Raw genomic sequence first — 21,540 nt, 5'->3', positions numbered from 1 at the left:
GGCAAATGCCCGTCGCAATCGTGCGAATTCAGAACGGCTCACTCCAACAATTTTGCAGCGCATGATAATTGCTGGTGATCTCTTCGATCGATTGGCAATGATCCATGCAGGCTGCCACCGAGACACGGCAACGGGGCACACGCCGACGGGAACTCACATACTGTTTCGGCCCGTTTCGACTGGTTCCCAGCCGCCAGCTCCTGCTTCTTGACGGGCGTCCTGTCAAATTGGGCGGGCGCGCATTCGAGCTCTTGCAGCTGCTGGTGCAGCGCCGCGGCGATCTGGTCAGCAAGAATGAGCTGATGGCGGCGGCCTGGCCGGGCACCTTCCTCCACGACAGCAATCTCAAGGTCAACATGTGGAGCTTGCGGCGCTCGCTGGGAGACGCCCAGATCGAGCCCGCCTACATCGCGACCGTGGCGCGCCGCGGCTACAAGTTCATCGCGGAGGTGCAAACCAGCATCGGCGAGATCGGGGACGATCCGGCACTGGCCGGTCCACTCCCCCTGTCCAATCCGCCATTGCCGCGCGGCATCGTCGGCCGCGAGGCGGAAATCGTCGAGATCGCCGATCTATTGGCCGACAACAGGCACGTAACCCTGGCTGGCGCAGGAGGCATCGGCAAGACGACCGTTGCCGTGGCCGTCGCCAAGGCGTTTGCGCCGCGGTGCCGCGACGGCGTCTGCTTCGTCGATCTCGCGACAATTTCCGATCCTACGCTGTTCGGTGCGGCGCTCGTGACGGCACTGGGCATCAGAGGCAATACGGACAACGGTCTGGCTGCAGCCCTCGATTATCTGAGGCCGCGGCAGATGCTGCTCATTCTGGACAATTGCGAGCATGTGCTGCCCGCCGCCACGATCTTCGCCGGCAAGTTCCTGACGGACACATCGCCGTCCAGGCTGCTGGCGACGAGCCGCGAGCCGCTCGGCACTGCCACCGAGCACATTGTGCGGCTTGGTTCGCTGCCCTCACCGAAACCCGGCCGCACCCTGAGCGTCGATCAGGCCGTGACATTTCCGGCTGTGCAGCTGTTCGTCCGCCGCGCCGCCGAATGGTCGGGCTACCAGTTCGTCAATGATGATTGCGAGGCCGTCGCCTCGATCTGTCATGCGCTCGACGGCCTTCCGCTGGCGATCGAACTGGCGGCAGCCCAGATCGGCAGGTTCAATCCTCGCGAATTGGTGGCGCTGCTCGACCAGAAACTGGGCTTTCGCGCTCCCAGCGCCGAGGGTGCGCCGCCGCGCCATGAGACCCTGATGGCGACGATCGACTGGAGCTTCCGGCTGCTGTCGCAGAAGGAGGCCACACTGTTCGGCCTGCTGTCCGTGTTCAGCGATGCCTTCGAGGTCGAGGATGCTCTCTTCGTCGCGGAAGCCGCAGGGCTCACTCCGGTCGACGTCGTCACCGGCCTCGGCAGTCTCGTCACCAAATCGCTCCTCGGCGCGCAAGCCCGCGGCGCGCACCTTCGCTACCGACTGCTCGACAGCACGCGCCGCTATGCGGCCGAGCGGCGCCAGGCCGATCCCGCCTGCAGCCAGGCGCTGCGCCGCCATGCGCAGCGCGTTCTCGCGCTCTTCGAACGGTCCGAGGAGGAGTGGAACTGGCGCGAGCCGGCCGATTGGACCCAGCGCTACCTCGGCCGCATCGCCGATTTGCGCGCTGCGCTGTCATGGGCGGTTGGCGAGGAAGGCGATCCCGTCCTCGGCATCAGGCTCGCGGTTGCGGCAATCACCTTGTGGTCGGAAACCTTCATCCTGTCGGAAGCACAGGCGCGGCTGGAGGACGCGCTCGCCCTGGCCAAGACCGTCGCGTGCGACGATCTGTCAAAGGCAAAGATCGCCTGCGCTCTTGGATGGAGCCTGTTCTACGCCCGCAACATGTCGAACGAGAACGAGGTTGCCTGGCTCGACGCGATCGCCTTCGCAAGGCGCGCCGGCAGCATCGAGTACCAGCAGCGAGCGCTGGTGGGTTTTTCCTTTTATCTGTTGCAGATCGGTGAGATCCCGCGCGCCATAACCTATCTCGAGGAGGCCACCGCGCAGGCCGACCGGGATCGCGACCTCACGGCGACGTCCGAAGCCGATCGGGCACTCGCCTGGGCCCACGCCTTTGCCGGAGAGTTGAGCAAGAGCCGCCCGGTGCTGGATCGTCTCGCGTCAACCTATTCGCTGGCCGAGGGCCATTCGCGCAAGGATGCGAACGAGGTCTACCGGTTCATCACCGTCCGCTTCAACCTGCCCTTCGTGGCGTGGATGCAAGGGCAAGCCGACTACGCGGCGAGGCTCGCCCGCGACGCCGTCGACGCCGCAGACCGCAGCGGCCATTGGGTGTCGCAATCGAACGCACTTGGGCTTGCCGCACTTCCGGTCGCGCTCGAAACCGGCAATCTGGACGCGCTCGAGAGCTTCACGATGCGCCTGCGTCGCAACCTGGAACGTGAGCGCATCTCGCGCTGGGTTCCGGTCGAGCGCTATTTTTCCGCCTGCCTTCGCGACTTGCGCGGCGATCCGCGCGCGGTGGAGGATATCCGGGCCGCGATCGACGAACTGATCGAATGCCGCTTCCTGATGCGGATCGGCAGCTATCTCGCGGCCCTCGCCCGCGCCTATCTGCGGCAAGGGCGGATCGCTGAGGCAAGCGAGGCCATCACGCGGGCGATCGGCCATCAGGAACGTCAGGGCGAGCGCTGGTGCCGATCGGAACTTCAGCGGGTCGACGCATTGGTCCTTCTCGATGCCGGCGAGCCGCTGCGCGCTGAAAAGCGGCTACAGCAGGCACTCGCCGAAGCGCGCGCCATCGACGCGATGACCTTCCAGTTGCGGATCGCCACCGATCTCGCAGCACACTGGATTGCGACCGGCCGCAGGGCCAAGGCCGTCCGACTGCTCGCCCCGATCTATGACGAGTTCACGGAAGGCTTCGAAACGCTGGATCTCGTTGCGGCCAAGCGGCTGCTGCAGCGCGTGCAGCCAACGGCGGGCGGCTGCGGCCACTATCGCCGGTCGGAGCCGGTGCACGCTCGCGGTGCATAGCTGGCCTACCGTCGCGCTCACGGCGCGCGCTTTACGCCTCCCGGATTTCCTGATCCTCTCTCACTAACAGCCGGATCAACCGGCCTCGCCAGGGAGAGAGACGCCATGAAGCTCGGCACTGCGATTGCGGAAATCATGCGGCGCGAGGGAATCGAGATCCTCTGCGGCTATCCGGTCAACCACCTGATCGAGCATGCGGCCAAGGCCGAGATCCGTCCCGTCATGGTGCGGCAGGAGCGCGTCGGCATTCACATGGCGGATGCGATCTCGCGGGTGACGTCGGGGCGCAGCATCGGCGCATTCTGCATGCAGCACGGACCCGGCGCCGAGAATGCGATGGGCGGTGTCGCCCAGTGCTTCGGCGAATCCGTGCCCGTGCTGGTGCTGCCGATGGGCTACCAGCGCCGGCTGGCGCATATCGAGCCGAACTTCAATTCCAGCGAGGCGATGAAGCCGTTCGCAAAGTCCTCCGAGCCCATCATCCTGGCCGCGGAGGTCGCCAACATCTTCCGCCGCGCCTTCACCAAGCTGAAGAACGGCCGCGGCGGGCCCGTGATCGTCGAGATCCCCTCCGACATGTGGAACGAGGAGGTGCCGGAGCCGCTGAACTACACGCCGGTGCTGCGCACCCGCTACGGCGCGGACCCCGTGCACGTGAAGGAAGCAGCCGGCCTGCTCGTGAATGCGAAACGGCCGGTGATCTATGCCGGCCAGGGCGTGCATTACGCGCAGGCCTGGCCGCAATTGAAGCGGCTGGCCGAACGGCTGGCCATTCCCGTCACCACCAGCCTCGGGGGCAAATCGTCGTTCCCGGAGACGCATCCGCTCTCGCTCGGCTCCGGCGGCCTCGCGGTGCCGCGCGCGGTCCCGAAATTCCTCGCGGAGGCCGACGTCATCTTCGGCATCGGCTGCTCGTTCACGGAGACCAATTTCGGCATCGCGATGCCGAAAGGAAAAACCATCATCCACTCCACGCTCGATCCGAACCATCTCAACAAGGATGTCGAGGCCAGGATCGGCCTCGTCGGCGACGCCGGCCTCGTGCTCGATGCGTTGCTGGAGGAGATCGGCAAGACCGTTACCGCGGACCGCGACGCGTCGGCAGTCGTGGCCGAGATCGCGGCCTCGCACAAGGAGTGGCTGGCGAAGTGGATGCCGAAGCTGACCAGCAATGACGCGCCCTTGAGCCCCTATCGCGTCCTGTGGGACTTGCAGCACACCGTCGACATCAAGAACACCATCATCACACATGATGCCGGCAGCCCGCGCGACCAGCTCTCGCCGTTCTGGAAGGCGGTCGAGCCCCTCACCTATCTCGGCTGGGGCAAGACGACGCAGCTCGGCTACGGCCTCGGCCTTGCGATGGGCGCAAAGCTGGCAAAGCCCGACAAGCTCTGCATCAATGTCTGGGGCGATGCGGCGATCGGCTTTACGGGCATGGATTTCGAGACCGCGGTGCGCGAGCGCATTCCGATCATGTCGATCCTGCTCAACAATTTCTCGATGGCGATCGAGCTCAAGGTGATGCCGGTCTCGACCGAAAAATATCGCTCGACCGACATCTCCGGCGACTATGCCGCGATGGCGCGCGCCTTCGGCGGCTATGGCGAGCGGGTGACCAAGCCGGAGGACATCGTCCCCGCGATCAGACGCGGCATCCAGAAGACACAGGAAGGCGTCCCGGTGCTGCTGGAGTTCATCACCAGCAAGGAGACCGAGGTGTCGCGGCCGGGCACGTGAGATCTTCTTGACTTGAGTCTTGGCCGGCCGGGCGTTTGGCGCTAAAGGCGCAGGCTAAGGGACACGCTCCCGGCCGCACCGGACGATCAATGACCGCGCTTACCGAGGATATGGCCGACGCGCTGAGGCGCAGGATCGACGAGCTCGAGCAGCAGCTGAAATCGAGCGCGGCGGAGAACGCGCGCCTTACCGATGAAAGACGGGAAGCCCTCGAGCGGCAGGCCGCGACGACCGAGATCCTGAAGGTGATGGCGGCCTCGCCGTCCGACGTGCAACCGGTGTTCGACGCCATCGCCGCCAATGCCAACCGACTGATCGGCGGCTTCTCCACAGCTGTGCTGCGCTACATCGACGGCGCCGCGCACCTTGCGGCCTTCACGCCGACCGATCCGGCCGGCGACCGCGTACTGCAGGCCTCGTTCCCGGTGCCATTCGCGCAATTCCCGGCGTACGAGCTCGTGGCCGATGGTGCGGCGGCGCAATTGCCCGACACCGAGCTCGAGCCGGCCGCGCGCGACATCGCGCGCGCCCGCGGCTTTCGCAGCATGCTGTTCGTCCCCTTGATGAGCGAGGGTGCGGCGATCGGCGTCATCATCGCCACGCGCCGGACGACCGGCATGTTCGGCGAGCACCATATGCGCCTGCTTCAGACCTTCGCCGACCAGGCGGTGATCGCGCTGAGCAATGTCAGCCTGTTCAATACGACCAGGGAGGCGCTGGAGCGTCAGACCGCGACTGCCGATATCCTGAAGGTGATCGCGGCCTCGCCGGCCGACGTCACCCCGGTGTTCCGGGCGATCTCCGACAGCGCCAAGGCGCTGATCGGCGGGCATTCCTCTACCGTCACCCGCGTCATCGACGGCATGCTGCATCTGACCGCCTTCACCACGGACAACGAGGCCGGCAATGCGGATCTGCTCAGCTCTTTCCCGGCATCGCTATCATCGTCGGGTATCCACAGCCGCGTCGCGACGAGCGGGCAATATGCCTCCCGCAGCGACATGCAGAACGAGCCCGACCTCACCGACGCCATGAAGGAGCTGGCGCGGACCCGCGGCTATCGCAGCATCCTCGTCGTGCCGATGCTGCGCGACGGCGTCGCGATCGGCACCATCGCGGTGACGCGGCCGGAGGCGGGTCAGTTTCCGGACAAGGCGATCAATCTGCTCAAGACCTTCGCCGACCAGGCCGTGATCGCCGTCGAGAACACGCGCCTGTTCAACGAGGTGCAGGACCGCACGCGGGAGCTCGCCAGATCGCTCGACGATCTGCGCGCAGCGCAGGACCGGCTGATCCAGACCGAGAAGCTGGCCTCGCTCGGCCAGCTCACCGCCGGCATCGCGCACGAGATCAAGAACCCGCTCAACTTCGTCAACAATTTTGCCTCGCTCTCCGCCGAGCTGACGAGCGAGTTGGACGAGGTGCTGGCGCCCGCTCCGCTCCCTGACGATGTCCGCAGCGAGGTCGACGAGCTGACCGGACTTCTGAAGGACAATCTGGACAAGGTCGTGCAGCACGGACGGCGCGCCGATTCCATCGTCAAGAACATGCTGCTGCATTCGCGCGAGGGCGGCGGCGAGCATCGCTTAAGCGACATCAACGCGCTGGTCGAGGAGAGCCTCAACCTCGCCTATCACGGTGCCCGCGCCGAAACACCGCGGTTCGACGTAACGCTGAAGCACGAGCTCGATCCCGCGGCCGGGCAAGCCGAAGTGTTTCCGCAGGAGATCACGCGGGTGCTGCTGAACCTGATCTCGAACGGTTTCTATGCGATGGCCAAGCGTACCAGCCAGGCCGGCGGAGACTTCGAGCCCACGCTCAGCGCCGCAACCCACGACCGCGGCAGCCATGTCGAGATCCGCATCCGCGACAACGGCACCGGCATCCCGCCGGAGGTGAAGGAGAAGATGTTCAATCCCTTCTTCACGACCAAGCCGGCCGGCGAAGGCACAGGCCTTGGCCTCTCCATCAGCCACGACATCATCGTCAAGCAGCACGGCGGCACGCTCGACATCGAGACAGAGCCCGGCGAGTTCACCGAGTTCAGGATCGTGCTGCCGCGAAAGAGCAATTTTTCGGACAAGGACAGCGGATAGCCGTATCGTCTACCGGATCAGGAAATCGTCGCTCGATGGGTGCTTTGAAGAATCTGGCTTGGCTCATTCGGCGACAATTGGTCTCGCTAACCGGCGTCGGCCTCATGCTGGGCGCCCTGTTCTTCGCGGCCGCACTGACGCCGACGCTGGTACCGCGGAGCTATCTCACCCAGGGCGCCCTCGCCGGCGCCTGCTTTGCGATCGGCTACCTCGCCGGCAACCTCTGGCGCTGGCTGTGGCACTATCTCGAGCTGCCCGAGCCCTCGCCGCGCCTGCGCTCGCAGGCCAATGCGCTGGTCGCGGCCGGCTGCCTGATTGTCGTCGTCATCTATCTCTGGCGCGCCGCCGAATGGCAGAACTCGATCCGCGCCGTGATGGAGATGGCGCCGGTCGAGACCGCGCATCCGCTCAAGGTCTGCGCCATCGCGCTCGTCACGTTCATGGTGCTGCTGGTGCTGGGGCGGCTGTTCGCAACCGTCGCCCGCTTCCTCGCGGCGCGCATCCGACGCGTCATTCCGCGCAAGGTCGCGAACGTCATTGGCGTCGTGGTTGCAGGCCTGCTGTTCTGGTCGATCGCCAGCAATGTCCTGATCCGCACGGCGTTCAACGCGCTCGACTCCTCCTTCCGCGAGCTCGATGTCCTGCTCGAGCCCGAGCGGCCACAGCCGACTGATCCGGGCCGGACCGGAAGCCCGGCATCACTGGTGAAGTGGCAAGAGCTCGGGCGCATGGGGCGCCGGTTCATCGCCTCGGGCCCGACCGCAACCGAGATCAGCGCCGTCACCGGACGGCCCGCGCAGGCCCCCGTGCGCGTCTATGTCGGCCTCGCTGCGCAAGATACGGCGCAGGCGCGCGCGAAGCTCGCGCTCGAGGAGCTCAAGCGCCAGCACGGCTTTGAACGCAAGATCCTGATCGTGATCACGCCGACCGGCACCGGCTGGATCGATCCGTCCGCCATGGATACGGTCGAATATCTCCACCACGGCGACGTCGCGAGCGTCGCGATGCAATATTCCTACCTCAACAGCCCGCTGTCGCTGCTGTTTCAGCCGGAATACGGCGCAGAGGCTGCGCGCGCGCTGTTCGCGGAAATCTACGGCTACTGGACGAGCTTGCCGAAGGACAAGCGACCGAAGCTGTACCTTCACGGGCTCAGCCTCGGCGCCATGAACTCGGAAAAATCCGCGGAGCTGTTCGAAACGATCGGCGATCCCATTGCCGGCGCGCTCTGGAGCGGGCCACCGTTCGAGAGCCGCATCTGGCGCTCGGTCACCGCGAACCGCAACCCTGGCTCGCCGGCGTGGCTGCCGGAATTCCGCGACAGCCGCTTCGTGCGCTTCATGAACCAGAACGGGCCGACGGTTCCGCCTGATACGCCCTGGGGTCCGATGCGCGTCGTCTACCTGCAATATGCCAGCGACGCGATCACGTTCTTCGCCTATCGCGATGCCTTTCAGGCCCCGGCCTGGATGAGCGCGCCGCGCGGACCGGATGTCTCACCGGAGCTGCGATGGTATCCGATCGTGACGATGCTGCAGCTCGCCCTCGACATGGCGGTCGCGACCAATACCCCGATGGGCTTTGGCCATGTCTACGCGCCCGAGCATTACGTCGATGCCTGGGTCGCGGTCACCGATGTCCGTGATTGGACTTCCGATGCGCTGGCGCGGCTCAAGGAACAGCTCGCGGCGAAAGCGCGGAAGACGGGCGCAGGCAATGCCGACGACGATCCCGACCGCGGGGGCTAACCCCTACTCTACTCGGCCATCTCCACCTGCTGCGTGACGGTCGGACCGGCCAGCGGCCGCTCCTCCATCATGATCAGACAGAGCGCAGCGCCCGTCATCAGCGCGGTGGCGGCGCCGAAGACGTAGCGGAATGCGTGCCGCATGTCCTCTGTGGGGATCGCAGGAATGCCGCCCGCGACATGATGTTCGCCGGCAAGCGGCACGTCGGCGCCGAGCGCGATCAGCAGGATCGCCGCGAAGGCCGCGACCGTGAACGAGGACATCAACGAGCGGAAGAAATTCAGCGCGCCGGTGATGGTGCCGACTTGCGGCCGCGAGACCGAATTCTGGATCGAGACCACGCAGACCGGGAAGGTCGTACCAAGGCCGAGCGCGAACGCGGCCATCAGCGTCAGCAGCCCCCACAGCGGCAAGGTGGTGACCGTGAGACCAACGCCGCACAGTGCGGCCCAGGACGTGCCGACGATGGCGACGCGCTTGTAGTGCTTGGCACGCGCCATGGTGCGGCCGGCGATCGCCGCACCGCAGGTCGAGACCGCCGCGAGCGGAATCAGCGCAAGACCGGCCTCGCTGGCACTGAGATGGTAGACCGACTCGTAATAGAGCGGCAGTTGCACGGTGAGGCCCGTGATCGCGCCGAGCGCACAGCCGCCCGCGGTCAGGCCGAACGGCACCACCGATCCACCGAGCAGCGGCAGCGGCAGGAACGGCTCGTCAGCACGCCGCGCGTGCCAGATGAAGGTGACAGCAAGCGCGACCGCGCCGCCGACCATCGCGAGCACGGTCGGCGACAGCCAAGGAAAACGCGTGCCGCCCCAGGTCAGCACCAGCATGAAGACCACGGCGGAGGCCATCAGCAGCACGCCGCCGAGCCAGTCGACCTTGCGCTTGCGGTGGAACACCGGGATCTTCTTCATCTTCGGCAGCAGCAGCGCGAGCGCCGCGGCCGTGAGCGGAAGGTTGATCCAGAAGATCATCGACCAATGCAGATGCTCGGCGAACACGCCGCCGATGACGGGGCCGAGGATACCTCCGACCATCCAGACGCTGGAGAAATAGGCCTGGTACTGCCCGCGCTCGCGCGGGCTCACGACGTCGGAGATCACCGTCTGCACGACGGGCATGATGCCGCCGCCGCCAAGCCCCTGAAGGCCGCGCGCGAGGATCAGCATCGGCATGTTCGGTGCGATCGCGCACAGGATCGAGCCAGTCACGAACAGGCTCAGCGAAGTGATGATCATGGCCTTGCGGCCGTAGATGTCGCTGAGCGTGCCGAACACCGGCGCGACAGCGGTCGAGGCGAGCAGATAGGCGGTGATGACCCAGGACAGGTTCGAGACATCCTGGAACTGACGTCCGATGGTCGGCAGCGCGGTCGCGACGATGGTCTGGTCGAGGGCGGCCAGGAACATCGTCAGCATCAGGCTGATGACGATGGTGCGGACCTCGTCCTGCCCCAGTGGCGCCGGCGGCGCGAGCGAGGGCGCGTCGTCGACGCTGATAACCTCGCTCGGAAGTCGGGAGAGCTCCTCGGCGATGTCGTCGGGCAATGCCTGGATGTCGGCAGAACTGCTCTGCCGGTCGAACTTGTTCATCTCGATCGGACGCATGGGGCGGCGCAACGCCGCGAAGGATTCGTTCTATGCAGCCCAATGTAGACAGCAAAGTTCTTCCCAGGCAGGCACCGCGGCGCATGGGTGCATCCCGCCCCCGGGTCATCCCGAAGACGTGATAGCCAACAGAGCCAAACGACGGATCAGTCCTTCGGACGTCGCTTCAGACGTGCCCGCTTCGGCAGCACCGCCGGCCATTGCACGATGTGATCCTCGAGCTCCTCGTCCGGGACCTCTTCCTCGCTGCCCTCGACCCGGCCGCGTACGGAGACACCGGCTTCATGAACGGTGTTGGGATCGCCCGACACCAGCGGGTGCCACCAATAGAGGTCGCGCCCCTCGGCGACGAGCTTGTAGCCGCAGCTTGGCGGCAGCCAGTTCAGGGTGCGGACATTGGCCGGGGTCAGGCGGACGCAGTCCGGAACCTTGTCGGAACGATTCGGGTAGTCCTTGCAGGCGCAGGTCGCGCCATCGAGCAGCTTGCAGCCGATATGGGTGAAATAGATCTGGCCGGTGTCCTCGTCCTCCAGCTTGTTCAGGCAGCAGCGGCCGCAGCCGTCGCACAGGCTTTCCCATTCCTCCCCAGACATCTCTTCCAACGTCTTGGTTTTCCAGAAGAATCCTTCCTGGCCGGAAGGTCGTTTGGGAGCTGCGGTCATGCGCCTCAACAAGATTCGAAAGAGCTACGGCAATGCCATCTAGGGCGGGCGGACGTAAGGGTGCAAGCAACGTCCCCGGAACGCCCGTAATGAACCGGGGTTCGATTAGGCCTGTTGTTCAAAATCGCGAGCCTGACCATTGGTTTATGGGCCCTGCTCGGCTAGAAGGAACACAGAGTCCCCAGAGGACGCGAACCGGGCGCCTTGGGTTTGCCGCAACATTCCCTCAAGACGTCTCGATGCCGCCCCCGGCCGGGTGCTTGAACGCTTTCGAACCAAGCCTCAAGGGTTCTAGGTGCGCCAGATCATACCACCGCATTGGAAGCAGAAGGTCCGGAATTTCTTCCTGGATCTCGATGCGCGCATCGACTCCTCGCTGTTCTCCTCGGCCAAGGGCATCCGCGAGCTTTATGAGCGCTACTCGACCTTCATGGACCGCTTCTATGTCGGGCGGTGGAAGCGCTGGGTGTTCATCGAGCCGCTGTCGGAGGCCGCGACCCTCGGGCTCGGCGGCCTGGTCGTGATGCTCACGCTCGCCATCCCCGCCTTCCGCGAGACCGCGGACGAGGACTGGCTGAAGAAGTCCGATCTCGCGGTGAGCTTCCTCGACCGCTACGGCAACCCGATCGGCAGCCGCGGCATCAAGCACAACGACTCCATTCCGCTGGAAGACTTCCCGGACGTCCTGATCAAGGCGACGCTGGCGACCGAAGACCGCCGCTTCTACGAGCATTTCGGCATCGACATCGCCGGCACCGCGCGCGCGCTCGTCACCAACGCGCAAGCCGGCGGCGTCCGCCAGGGCGGCTCCTCGATCACCCAGCAGCTCGCCAAGAACCTGTTCCTGAGCAACGAGCGCACCATCGAGCGCAAGGTCAACGAGGCCTTCCTCGCGATCTGGCTGGAATGGCGCCTGACCAAGAACGAGATCCTCAAGCTCTATCTCGACCGCGCCTATATGGGCGGCGGCACTTTCGGCGTCGACGGCGCAGCGCATTTCTACTTCAACAAGTCGGCGCGCGACGTGACGCTTTCGGAAGCCGCGATGCTCGCCGGCCTGTTCAAGGCGCCGACCAAATACGCCCCACACATCAACCTGCCCGCGGCGCGTGCCCGCGCCAACGTCGTGCTCGACAACCTCGTCGATGCCGGCTTCATGACCGAGGGCCAGGTGTTCGGCGCCCGCCGCAACCCCGCCTTCGCCGTCGATCGCCGCGACGAGGCTTCGCCGAACTATTATCTCGACTACGCCTTCGACGAGATGCGCAAGCTGGTCGACACCTTCCCGAAATCCTACGTCGAGCGCGTCTTCGTGGTGCGCCTCGCCATCGACGCCAACGTGCAGAAGGCGGCGGAGGACGCGATCGAGAACCAGCTGCGCCAGTTCGGCCGCGACTATCACGCGACCCAGGCCGCAACCGTGGTCTCCGATCTCGACGGCGGCATCCGCGCCATGGTCGGCGGCCGCGACTACGGCGCCAGCCAGTTCAACCGCGCCACCGACGCCTATCGCCAGCCGGGCTCCTCGTTCAAGCCTTACGTCTACACCACGGCCCTCCTCAACGGCTTCACGCCGAACTCGATCGTGGTCGACGGCCCGGTCTGCATCGGCAATTGGTGCCCGCAGAACTATGGCCATTCCTATTCCGGCTCGGTCACGCTGACGCAGGCGATCACGCGCTCGATCAACGTCGTGCCGGTGAAGCTGTCGATCGCGATCGGCCAGAAGGAACAGTCGAAGGCGCCGAACCCGGCCAAGATCGGGCGCGCCAAGATCGTCGAGGTCGCGCGCCGCTTCGGCCTTAAGGCGCCGCTGCCCGACACGCCCTCGCTGCCGATCGGCTCCGACGAAGTCACCGTGCTCGAGCACGCGGTCGCCTACGCGACCTTCCCCAACCGCGGCAAGTCGGTGACGCCGCATTCGGTGCTTGAAGTGCGCACCGGCGCCGGCGATCTGGTCTGGCGCTGGGACCGCGACGGGCCGAAGCCGAAGCAGGCCATTCCGCCGAACATCGCCGCCGACATGGCGGGCATGATGAGCCACGTCGTCAGCGAAGGCACCGCGCGCCGCGCCGCGCTCGACGGCATTCCGACCGCGGGCAAGACCGGCACGACCAATGCGTATCGCGACGCCTGGTTCGTCGGCTACACCGGCAATTTCACCTGCGCGGTCTGGTACGGCAACGACGACTATTCGCCGACCAACCGCATGACCGGCGGCTCGCTGCCGGCGCAGACCTGGCACGACATCATGGTCGCCGCGCATCAGGGCGTCGAGGTTCGGGAGATCCCCGGCATCGGCATGGGCCAGAAGCTGCCGCCGCAGCCGAAGGACGCGAACGCGCAGGCCAGCGCGGCGCCGAAGGTGCTGGAGACCAAGCCCGGTCCGCCGCCCGTGCTGACCAAGCGCGGCGCCGACATCCTGGTGCGGGTCGAGAAGCTGCTCGACGACGCCGCCAGGACCGCGACCAAATCGACGGCTGATGACAGCAAGACGGCCAAGCCGTCCTCGGCATCGAGCGCACTCGCCTTCCCGCAGAATTATGCGGAAGAGAATGCGAACGCATCCGCTCCGCGCAAGAACTGATCGAAACCCGTGCGGCTGATCCTGATCACATTGACGGCCCTTCTGCTCGCGACCGTGGTCGGCGTCGGCGCCACCTGGATGACGACGACGCGCGGCACCGAGATCGGCGCGCTGACCATCGGCGCCTGGACCGCGCGGCCGCGCACCGGCACCGCCGACGTCGATCCCTATTCGCGCGCCACCATCGTGCGCAACGGAGAGCTGCCGATCGGCACCGGCGACGGCGTCGCCTTCACCGCGACCACTGATGACAAGAAGAAGGCGCTCGACGGCCGCTGCGACGTGATCGTCTCCGGCGTGACGCCGCCGGCGCGGTTCTGGACGCTGACGCTCTACGACCGCAAGGGCCATCTCGTCGCCAACTCGCTGCAGCGCTACGGCTTCACCAGCCAGGAGATCGTGCGGTCGTCCGACGGCACGTTCGAGATCCGCATCGCCTCGCGCTCGCGCGCCGGCAACTGGCTGCCGACCGGCGGCATCGAGCGCTACGCCCTGATGCTGCGCCTATACGACACCCCTGTCGGCGTCGCCACGCGTACCCAGCGCGATGCGCCGATGCCCACCATCTCGACGGTGGGCTGCTCATGATCCGCCTCGCCTTCACCATCGTTGCCGGCGTGGTGCTGGGCCTCGTGGTCCACCTCGTCAGCGTGCTGGCGCTGCCGCGGATCGCGACGCAGGACGCCTATTCGCGGCTGACGCCGATGACCAAGCTCAACGGCGTGACGCAGCTGCCCCTCGCCGATCCGCAGACCTCGCCGATGCCGTTCATGGACCCGGCCTTTGCGCTCGCGATCTGCCGCTACGACCTCTCGGGCGGCCCGATCAAGCTGACCGTGCCGGTGAGCCAGGCCTACACCTCGGTGTCGTTCTACACCCGCAACGAGATCGCCTATTACGCCATCAACGACCGCTCGGCCGGCAAGAAGGTGATCGAGCTCGACCTGATGACCGAAGCGCAGCACGAGGAGCTGCCGGAGGACGAAGAGGTCACCGCCGCCGACCGCCTGATCATCGACTCCCCCAGCACCACCGGCCTGATCGTGATGAAGGCGCTCGCCGCCGAGCCCGGCCTGATGCCGCAGGCGCAGGCGACGCTTGGCGCGGCCACCTGCGGCCCGCAGACCGACCAGCCCGCCAAGGCCGAGGCGCCGCGCGGACGGCGCTGAGCGGCCATTTCGGCAGCGCCAAACAAAAAAGTGCGAAAACAACCCCATGCACAGTAGCGGGGGTGTTGGAATCATTATGCTCTTCGGCTCGGTGATGTTGAGGCTGCCGGCTCCGCGTGCGCAGCTTTGACACGTCGGGCAAAACACCGGCATACTGGCATCATCGAGAGTTCGTCACACCCGCGCGGAGCCGTCCGTCGCGGGTGTTTTCGTTTCAGACGGACAAGCTGGCCTCGCGACGATGAATGCAGTGATCACGCGAACAGTGAAACATCTCCTTTGCGGAACCACCCCCGGCTCCGGCGGACCGGGGCCTGCAAGCGAAGGCGGTATTTGCGCTGCGACAATCCTGACCGGCACGAGGCTTGGCTGTGCCGTTGTTATGAGCTATCCCCTCCCAGGGGATAGGATATAACCATGGCACAGCACATCCACGAAAGTCACCCGGACATCGTCAAGCGGCTCAAACGCGCCGAGGGGCATCTGCGCAGGGTCATCGGCATGTTCGACGACGGCCGGTCATGCCTCGATCTCGCGCAGCAGCTCCACGCCGTCGAGAAGGCGATCTCCGAGGCGAAGAAAGCGCTGATCCACGATCACGTCGATCACTGCCTCGACGCGGCCGCCAATGGCGGTTCCGGCAAATCGCCCAAGAACGTGCTCGCCGAGTTCAAGGCGATCTCGCGATATCTGTAAGGCGGAGCTTTCGATGTTCTCGGCCCCCCATTCGGCCGCGGCGATTCTGTCGGTCCTGCTCGCCGTCACCGGCGTCAACCCGCAGGCGTTCGCACAATCCGCGCCCGCCAAGCCGGACGGCGGGAAGCCGTCCGTGATCGTCATGGACGATGCGCGCATCAAGCTCGCCGAGATCGAACTGCGCGAGGCCGGTCCCGCCCCGATCGCGCGGCGGCTGATGGTACCGGGCACCATCGTGCCCGATGCCGGACGGGTCGCTCATGTTTCGGTGAAGCTGTCGGGCACGGTCGCCGAACTGCGCAAGAACATCGGCGACGACGTCGTCAAGGACGAGGTCTTGGCCGTTCTGGAGAGCCGCGAGGTCGCCGACGCCAAGAGCGAATACCTTTCAGCAAAACTCTCCAACGAGTTGCAGCAGGAACTGACGGCGCGCGACAAGTCGCTGTCGGAAGGCCGCGCAATCCCCGAGCAGCAATACATCAAATCGCGCAACGCGGCGGCGCAAACCGAGATGCGGTTCGGCATCGCGCGCCAGAAGCTGATGGCGCTTGGCGTGACCGACACGGAGATCGCAGGCTTGCCGCAGGCTCCCGACGGAACGCTGCGCAGTCAGAACATCCGGGCGCCGATCTCCGGACGTATCGCCGAACGCAAGGTCGAAGCTGGCACCGCAGTGGGCCGGGACAGTCTTGAAACGGAGCTGTTCGTCATCGTCGATCTGAGCCGCGTCTGGGTCGAACTGGCGGTTTCCTCGACCGATTTGCCGCTGGTGAAGGAGGGCCAGTCGGTCGAGATCGCGCTGCGCGGCATGACGGAAACCGGCTCCGGCAAGATCGTGTTCGTCAGCCCCCTCCTCGACAAGGAGACGCGCGCAGCCCGCGTGGTGGCCTCGCTCGGAAATGCCGACGGCCGCTGGCGGCCCGGCTCGTTCGCCACCGCGGGCATTGCCGTCGAACGCCGCGACGTCGCCGTCGCAGTTCCGTTCTCCGCCATCCAGACGGTGGATGGCCGCAAGGCTGTCTTTGTCCGGTCCAAGGACGGGTTCGAGAAACGCGACGTCGTGCTGGGACGACGCGACGGTCCTGTCGTCGAGATCGTCTCGGGGCTCTCGGCTGGCGAGACCGTCGCCAGTTCGAACACGTTTTCGCTCAAGGCCGAGCTCTCCAAGCCCAGCGATGAGGACTGAGCGATGATCGAGCGGATCGTCGAATTCTCCGTCCGGCGGCGATGGCTGGTTCTGCTGGCGACTCTCGCCCTGGCAGCGACCGGATTCTGGTCGCTGACGCGTCTTCCCATCGACGCGGTGCCTGATGTCACCAACGTCCAGGTCCAGATTAACGCGACCGCGCCGGCGCTCACGCCTGTCGAGATCGAGAAACAGGTCACTGTCACGCTCGAGACCGCGCTCGCGGGAATGCCAGGTTTGGAGTCGACACGGTCCTTTTCGCGCAACGGTTTTGCGCAGATCACGGCCGTGTTCGCCGACCGCACCAACATCTATTTTGCGCGGCAGCTCGTCACGGAACGTCTGAACGAAGCCAAGGGCAGCCTGCCACCCGGCGTCGATGTCCGGATGGGGCCGGTTTCGACCGGCCTCGGCGAAATCTACTGGTGGGCCGTCGAGTACGAGAAGCCGGGCGCATCCCTGCCGGTCCGGGACGGACAACCGGGATGGCAGAGCGACGGCAGCTATCTCGCGCCCGAAGGCGAGCGGCTGACCGATGATTTCCAGCGCACCGTCTATTTGCGCACCGTGCAGGACTGGATCGTCCGGCCGCAGATGAAGACCGTGCCCGGCGTCGCCGGGGCGGACGCGATCGGCGGCTTCGTCAAGCAGTTCCAGGTGCAGCCGGACCCGGCAAGACTGGTCGCCTATGGTCTCTCCTTCAAGCAGGTCGTGGACGCGATCGAGGCGAACAACACCACGCGCGGCGCCAACTACATCGAGCAGAACGGCGAAGGCCTCGTCGTGCGAGCCGCCGGCCGCGTCGAGACTCTGGAAGACATCGAGCAGATCGTCGTGACGACGCGCGGTGGCGTTCCCGTTCGCATCAGGGACCTCGCGGATGTCTCGATCGGAAAGGAGCTGCGCACCGGCAGTGCGAGCGTCAACGGCCGCGAGGTCGTGCTCGGCACCGCCTTGATGCTGATCGGCGGCAACAGCCGCACCGTCGCCGCGGCCGCCGACGCCAAGATCAAGGACATCAGCAAGACCCTGCCGCCGGGCATCCATGCCCGCACCGTCCTCAACCGGACCCAGCTTGTCGATGCCACGATCCATACCGTCGCCAAGAATCTGGCTGAGGGCGCCCTGCTCGTCGTCGCCGTGCTATTCCTGCTGCTCGGCAACTTCCGCGCCGCCCTCGTCACCGCCTGCGTCATCCCCATCACCATGCTCATCACCGCGACGGGGATGCTGCAAGGACGCATCAGCGCCAATCTGATGAGCCTCGGCGCGCTCGACTTCGGCCTGATCGTCGATGGCGCCGTCATCATCGCCGAGAACAGCCTGCGCCATCTCGCCGAACGCCAGCGCGCGCTCGGCCGCGTGCTGTCGCTGGACGAGCGCCTCGACACCGTGAAGGTTTCGACCTCCGAGATGATCCGCCCGTCGGTCTACGGCCAGATCATCATCATCCTGGTTTATACGCCGCTGCTCGCCTTCACCGGCGTCGAGGGCAAGACGTTCGAACCCATGGCCTTGACGGTGATGATCGCGCTGGCCGTGGCTTTCGTGATCTCGCTGACATTCGTCCCGGCCGCCGTGGCGATCTCGATCGGCGGCCTCGTCAACGAGCGCGAGAACGTCCTCGTCCGGACGTTGAAGCGCTGGTACGCGCCGCTGCTCTCGGGTGCGATCGCGCGGCCCATCCCTATCGTTGCCGTCGCAGCTCTGCTCTTCGTCGGCGCCGCGCTGCTGTTCACGCGTCTTGGCCAGGAGTTCACGCCGACGCTGGACGAGAAGAACATCGTCATGGAAGTGAAGCGCGTCCCGAGCACCGCGCTGGCGCAGTCGCAGGCCATGCAGCTGCTGATCGAACGACAGATCAGCAAGCTTCCCGAGGTCGCCTTCGTGTTCTCGCGTACAGGCACGCCCGATCTCGCCGCCGATCCCATGCCGCCGAACGCGTCGGACACCTACATCATCGTCAAGGCGCAGGACGAATGGCCCGATCCCGCCATGACCAAGGATGATCTGATCAAGAAGATCGAGACCGAGGCCGGAAAGCTGCCGGGCAACAAGGTGGGATTCTCGCAGCCGATCGAGATGCGGTTCAACGAGCTGATTGCCGGCGTCCGAGAGGATCTGGCGGTCAAGGTGTTCGGCGACGATTTTGCCCAGATGCAGCGGACCGCGGGCCAGATCGCCGACGTGGTCCGCAAGATCGACGGCGCCGAGAACGTCAAGGTCGAGGAGACCTCCGGCCTGCCCTTCCTGGAGATCAAGATCGACAAGGCCGAGATCGCGCGGCGCGGGCTCAGCCTCGCAGCCGTGCAGGATCTGATGCAGACGGCCATCGGCGGCACCGATGCCGGCCTCGTCTTCGAGGGCGACCGTCGCTTCAAGATCGTGGTGCGCCTCGCCGACGCGCAGCGGAACGACATTCCGACGCTGGAGGAGCTGCCCGTTCCGCTTCCGCGCGCCAATCCCGACGCTCCGGCGGCCTCGATCCCGCTGCGGACGATCGCCTCGTTCGAGCAGACCACCGGCTACAACCAGATCAGCCGCGAGAACGGCAAGCGGCGCGTCGTCGCCACTGCCGAGGTCCGAGGCCGCGACATCGGCTCGCTGGCCTCCGAGGCCCAGGCAAAGGTCGCCGAGCAGGTGACGCTGCGGCCCGGCAGCTATCTGGCCTGGGGCGGCCAGTTCGAGAATTTTGCCGTCGCCCGGCAGCGGCTGGTGTTCGTGGTGCCCGCGGTCTTCGCCCTGATTTATTTGCTGCTGCTCGGGGCCCTCGGCTCGGCGCGCGACGCGCTGCTCGTCTTCAGCGCCGTGCCGCTTGCGCTCACCGGCGGGATCGCGGCCCTATGGCTGCGCGGCATGCCGTTCTCGATCTCGGCGGCCGTCGGCTTCATCGCGCTCTCGGGCGTCGCCGTGCTGAACGGGCTCGTGATGCTGACGCAGATCCGCAAGCTGATCGCCGAAGGCATGGAGCCGAAGCGCGCCATCGGCGAAGGCGCCTTGACGCGCTTCCGTCCCGTCGCGATGACCGCGCTCGTCGCCTCGCTCGGCTTCGTGCCGATGGCGCTTGCGACCGGCACCGGCGCCGAGGTGCAAAAGCCGCTCGCAACCGTGGTGATCGGCGGCCTCCTCACGGCAACGCTGCTCACGCTCGTCGTGCTCCCGGCGCTCTACGCACGCTTTGCCACACCACGCAGGCCGACCAAGCGCAGCGAGGCGCCTCCGGCCCTCGTCCAGGACCACGCAGCGGAGTAGAGGCCATGCTGGCCGTCCTCGCCGACCTTCATCCGAAGTGGCCGTGAGCAGCGCACTTCAACGCTCCTCCGATATGGCGTGATCGCTTGGATTTCGATCCGCTTGATCGCCGCGTTGGAACAAGTCGCTTGCCCATGCAGTTTCCTCAACTGGAGAGGAAACCCAGATGAAAACAGCAACGCTTACTTTGGCGATCTTACTGGCCTGCTCGACCGGCTATGCCTCGGCCCACAGCGCCAAACGCCATCACCACCACGGGTGGTTCAATTCAATGAACATGATGCACGGCCCCGGCCGGACCGCGGCCAGGACCGACCCGAATGGGACGGCCGGCGGGCCGACGAGCGTCAGTGGCACCGGCTCGTCAAAGTTCGGGGGACAAATCCCCGGAGCCAGCGGCGCGGCACGACAGTAGTTCTGCAAATTGCAGTTTCAACGTACGCTCGGGCTTGTCCCGGGCATACGTTGGACGTTTGAACGTCACCGTTCACCGATCCGCGAACCATCATGCATGTGGCCCTATTGGCAACCTACGAGCACCTTTGACTCGTCGGGCAAAACACCGGCATACTGGCACCATCGAAAGTTCACCCGCGCGGAGCAATCCGTTGCGGGTTTTTGTTTCGCGCGGACATTGCGCGATCCATCGCGCATCCTCCGATAGGTTTACTGGCTTCGTCCGCTCCAGCTCTTCAGATCGAGCTTCCATAACGGTGGCATGTCGGCAAAGGGAGGGGCCGTGTGGGCGATGACGATGGCCGCGCGACGGCTGTCGGAATCGACCTTGCTGTTGATCGCCTTGATATGCGCCTTGATGGCGTCGAGACCAACTCCGAGAGCATTGGCGATCTCCTCGTTGGATTTGCCCTGGGCAATGCAGGACGCCACCTCGACCTGGCGCGGCGTGAGCGCCGGAAACGCCAGACGCAGCCGGTCGGCCGGCGTCAGTTTGGCGAGCGTCCGGTCCTGCGCCTGACGATAGCAGCGCAGAATATGCGGACGCAGCCCTTGCAGCCGGTCGCGGTCCGCGTCGCTGAACGGCGATCGTCCTACAATACGGTGACCGGTAATCGAAACGGCATAGCCCGAGTATTCCAGCACGATCCCCATGATCCGGCGCGCATTGGAGGGCAGAAACGCTTCCCGCGCCATTGGAAGCTGGGCGAACTCTTCGTCGGTGAAGAAATCCGACTCACGCAAGGCCCGCTCGCCATAGAAGGCGGGATCATGCTGCCAGAACGGATGCGAGTGCATGTGCCGCGCAAATGCCTGCATCGCACGTGTGCGGTTCTCCGGCTCATCCTCGACGGATATCAGGGCACGAAAGTCTCTGCTCGGATGATGGAACTCGGTGAAACTCACGACGTCCGCATCGATGAGAGGGCCGATGGCCTCGAACAGGGCGAACGGCAATTTGTGCAGATCGGGTTCGGACTCATAGAGACGGATGATTTCAAGATCGAGTTTGCTGTCCCTGTCCACCACGCATTCCTGACGACGAATTCCAAGCCGATTTCAGATTTGCAGACCATTCACGTTCCCGCGCGAGCGCACCCGGCCTCACAATGCGTCAGCCCGCGAACGTTGTTTATGCTCCGACTACCCGTAGGGGTAATAGTCAGACGGCGATCTATCGCAGAGTATGGCGAACGTGTCCATCGCGACACATCTTGGGGATTCGATCGATGCCGGCGGAATTCGTTTAGGGACTGAATTGCCACCAATGTCTCGACAACGGCCGGGGGAAGTATGCGGTGAC

General features: G+C 65.5%; 13 protein-coding genes. 10 read left to right on the top strand and 3 right to left on the bottom strand.

Going from position 1 to position 21,540, the window contains the following annotated elements:
* Window positions 1–104 precede the first annotated feature (104 nt).
* The 4 genes from XH79_RS32195 (at window position 105) to XH79_RS32180 (ending at window position 8,619) form a co-directional block, all read left to right on the top strand.
* The gene (locus tag XH79_RS32195; RefSeq protein ID WP_271584272.1) at window positions 105–3,035 is read left to right on the top strand and encodes an ATP-binding protein; all 2,931 of its coding nucleotides are present in this window, start codon (window positions 105–107) and stop codon (window positions 3,033–3,035) included.
* Window positions 3,036–4,775, top strand: a complete 1,740-nt coding sequence (locus tag XH79_RS32190) for a thiamine pyrophosphate-requiring protein (protein WP_271584355.1) — start codon at window positions 3,036–3,038, stop codon at window positions 4,773–4,775.
* A gap of 89 nt (window positions 4,776–4,864) precedes the next feature.
* Window positions 4,865–6,871: a GAF domain-containing protein gene (locus tag XH79_RS32185; RefSeq protein WP_271584271.1), complete on the top strand. Its 2,007-nt coding sequence runs from the start codon at window positions 4,865–4,867 to the stop codon at window positions 6,869–6,871.
* A 104-nt stretch (window positions 6,872–6,975) separates the two neighbouring features.
* Window positions 6,976–8,619, top strand: coding sequence for an alpha/beta hydrolase (locus XH79_RS32180; RefSeq protein ID WP_271584270.1), 1,644 nt, complete (start codon window positions 6,976–6,978; stop codon window positions 8,617–8,619).
* Between the two features lie 8 nt (window positions 8,620–8,627).
* Here XH79_RS32180 and XH79_RS32175 read toward each other — a convergent pair whose 3' ends face one another.
* Window positions 8,628–10,214, bottom strand: coding sequence for an MDR family MFS transporter (locus tag XH79_RS32175; protein WP_271584354.1), 1,587 nt, complete (start codon window positions 10,212–10,214; stop codon window positions 8,628–8,630).
* 161 nt (window positions 10,215–10,375) lie between these two features.
* Window positions 10,376–10,891: a YcgN family cysteine cluster protein gene (locus XH79_RS32170; RefSeq protein WP_212343919.1), complete on the bottom strand. Its 516-nt coding sequence runs from the start codon at window positions 10,889–10,891 to the stop codon at window positions 10,376–10,378.
* Window positions 10,892–11,186: 295 nt separating this feature from the next.
* On the opposite strand from XH79_RS32170, the gene XH79_RS32165 reads away from it, so the two are divergent.
* The 6 genes from XH79_RS32165 (at window position 11,187) to XH79_RS32140 (ending at window position 19,781) form a co-directional block, all read left to right on the top strand.
* A complete protein-coding gene (locus tag XH79_RS32165) occupies window positions 11,187–13,478 on the top strand; it encodes a transglycosylase domain-containing protein (protein WP_271584269.1) in 2,292 nt (763 codons plus the stop codon).
* Between the two features lie 9 nt (window positions 13,479–13,487).
* Complete coding sequence (locus tag XH79_RS32160) at window positions 13,488–14,066, top strand: DUF1214 domain-containing protein (RefSeq protein ID WP_271584268.1); 579 nt, start codon at window positions 13,488–13,490, stop codon at window positions 14,064–14,066.
* The gene (locus tag XH79_RS32155) at window positions 14,063–14,647 is read left to right on the top strand and encodes a DUF1254 domain-containing protein (protein ID WP_212343916.1); all 585 of its coding nucleotides are present in this window, start codon (window positions 14,063–14,065) and stop codon (window positions 14,645–14,647) included. Before XH79_RS32160 ends, XH79_RS32155 begins: the two co-directional genes overlap by 4 nt.
* Window positions 14,648–15,064: 417 nt before the next feature.
* On the top strand, window positions 15,065–15,343 hold the full coding sequence (locus XH79_RS32150; protein WP_271584267.1) for a metal-sensing transcriptional repressor: 279 nt from the start codon (window positions 15,065–15,067) through the stop codon (window positions 15,341–15,343).
* A 13-nt stretch (window positions 15,344–15,356) separates the two neighbouring features.
* Complete coding sequence (locus XH79_RS32145; protein WP_271584266.1) at window positions 15,357–16,529, top strand: efflux RND transporter periplasmic adaptor subunit; 1,173 nt, start codon at window positions 15,357–15,359, stop codon at window positions 16,527–16,529.
* 3 nt (window positions 16,530–16,532) lie between these two features.
* Window positions 16,533–19,781 carry an efflux RND transporter permease subunit gene (locus tag XH79_RS32140; RefSeq protein WP_271584265.1) on the top strand — a complete coding sequence of 1,083 codons (3,249 nt, stop codon included), beginning with the start codon at window positions 16,533–16,535 and terminating at the stop codon, window positions 19,779–19,781.
* A 666-nt stretch (window positions 19,782–20,447) separates the two neighbouring features.
* On the opposite strand, the gene XH79_RS32135 is transcribed toward XH79_RS32140, so the two are convergent.
* On the bottom strand, window positions 20,448–21,263 hold the full coding sequence (locus XH79_RS32135; protein ID WP_212343905.1) for a helix-turn-helix transcriptional regulator: 816 nt from the start codon (window positions 21,261–21,263) through the stop codon (window positions 20,448–20,450).
* Window positions 21,264–21,540 lie beyond the last annotated feature (277 nt).

Origin of the sequence: Bradyrhizobium sp. CCBAU 45389 (assembly GCF_028128625.1) — a bacterium.
Taxonomy (GTDB): Bacteria; Pseudomonadota; Alphaproteobacteria; order Rhizobiales; family Xanthobacteraceae; genus Bradyrhizobium; species Bradyrhizobium liaoningense_B.
Note: the sequence above shows the minus strand (reverse complement) of the source record. Positions and strands in the feature narration are given on the sequence as shown.

Coding starts and splice junctions, on each gene's coding strand:
- XH79_RS32195 (WP_271584272.1), top strand. CDS start 105: ATGCAGGCTGCCACCGAGACACGGCAACGGGGCACACGCCGACGGGAA.
- XH79_RS32185 (WP_271584271.1), top strand. CDS start 4,865: ATGACCGCGCTTACCGAGGATATGGCCGACGCGCTGAGGCGCAGGATC.
- XH79_RS32180 (WP_271584270.1), top strand. CDS start 6,976: ATGCTGGGCGCCCTGTTCTTCGCGGCCGCACTGACGCCGACGCTGGTA.
- XH79_RS32175 (WP_271584354.1), bottom strand. CDS start 10,214: ATGAACAAGTTCGACCGGCAGAGCAGTTCTGCCGACATCCAGGCATTG.
- XH79_RS32170 (WP_212343919.1), bottom strand. CDS start 10,891: ATGACCGCAGCTCCCAAACGACCTTCCGGCCAGGAAGGATTCTTCTGG.
- XH79_RS32155 (WP_212343916.1), top strand. CDS start 14,063: ATGATCCGCCTCGCCTTCACCATCGTTGCCGGCGTGGTGCTGGGCCTC.
- XH79_RS32150 (WP_271584267.1), top strand. CDS start 15,065: ATGGCACAGCACATCCACGAAAGTCACCCGGACATCGTCAAGCGGCTC.
- XH79_RS32145 (WP_271584266.1), top strand. CDS start 15,357: ATGTTCTCGGCCCCCCATTCGGCCGCGGCGATTCTGTCGGTCCTGCTC.
- XH79_RS32140 (WP_271584265.1), top strand. CDS start 16,533: ATGATCGAGCGGATCGTCGAATTCTCCGTCCGGCGGCGATGGCTGGTT.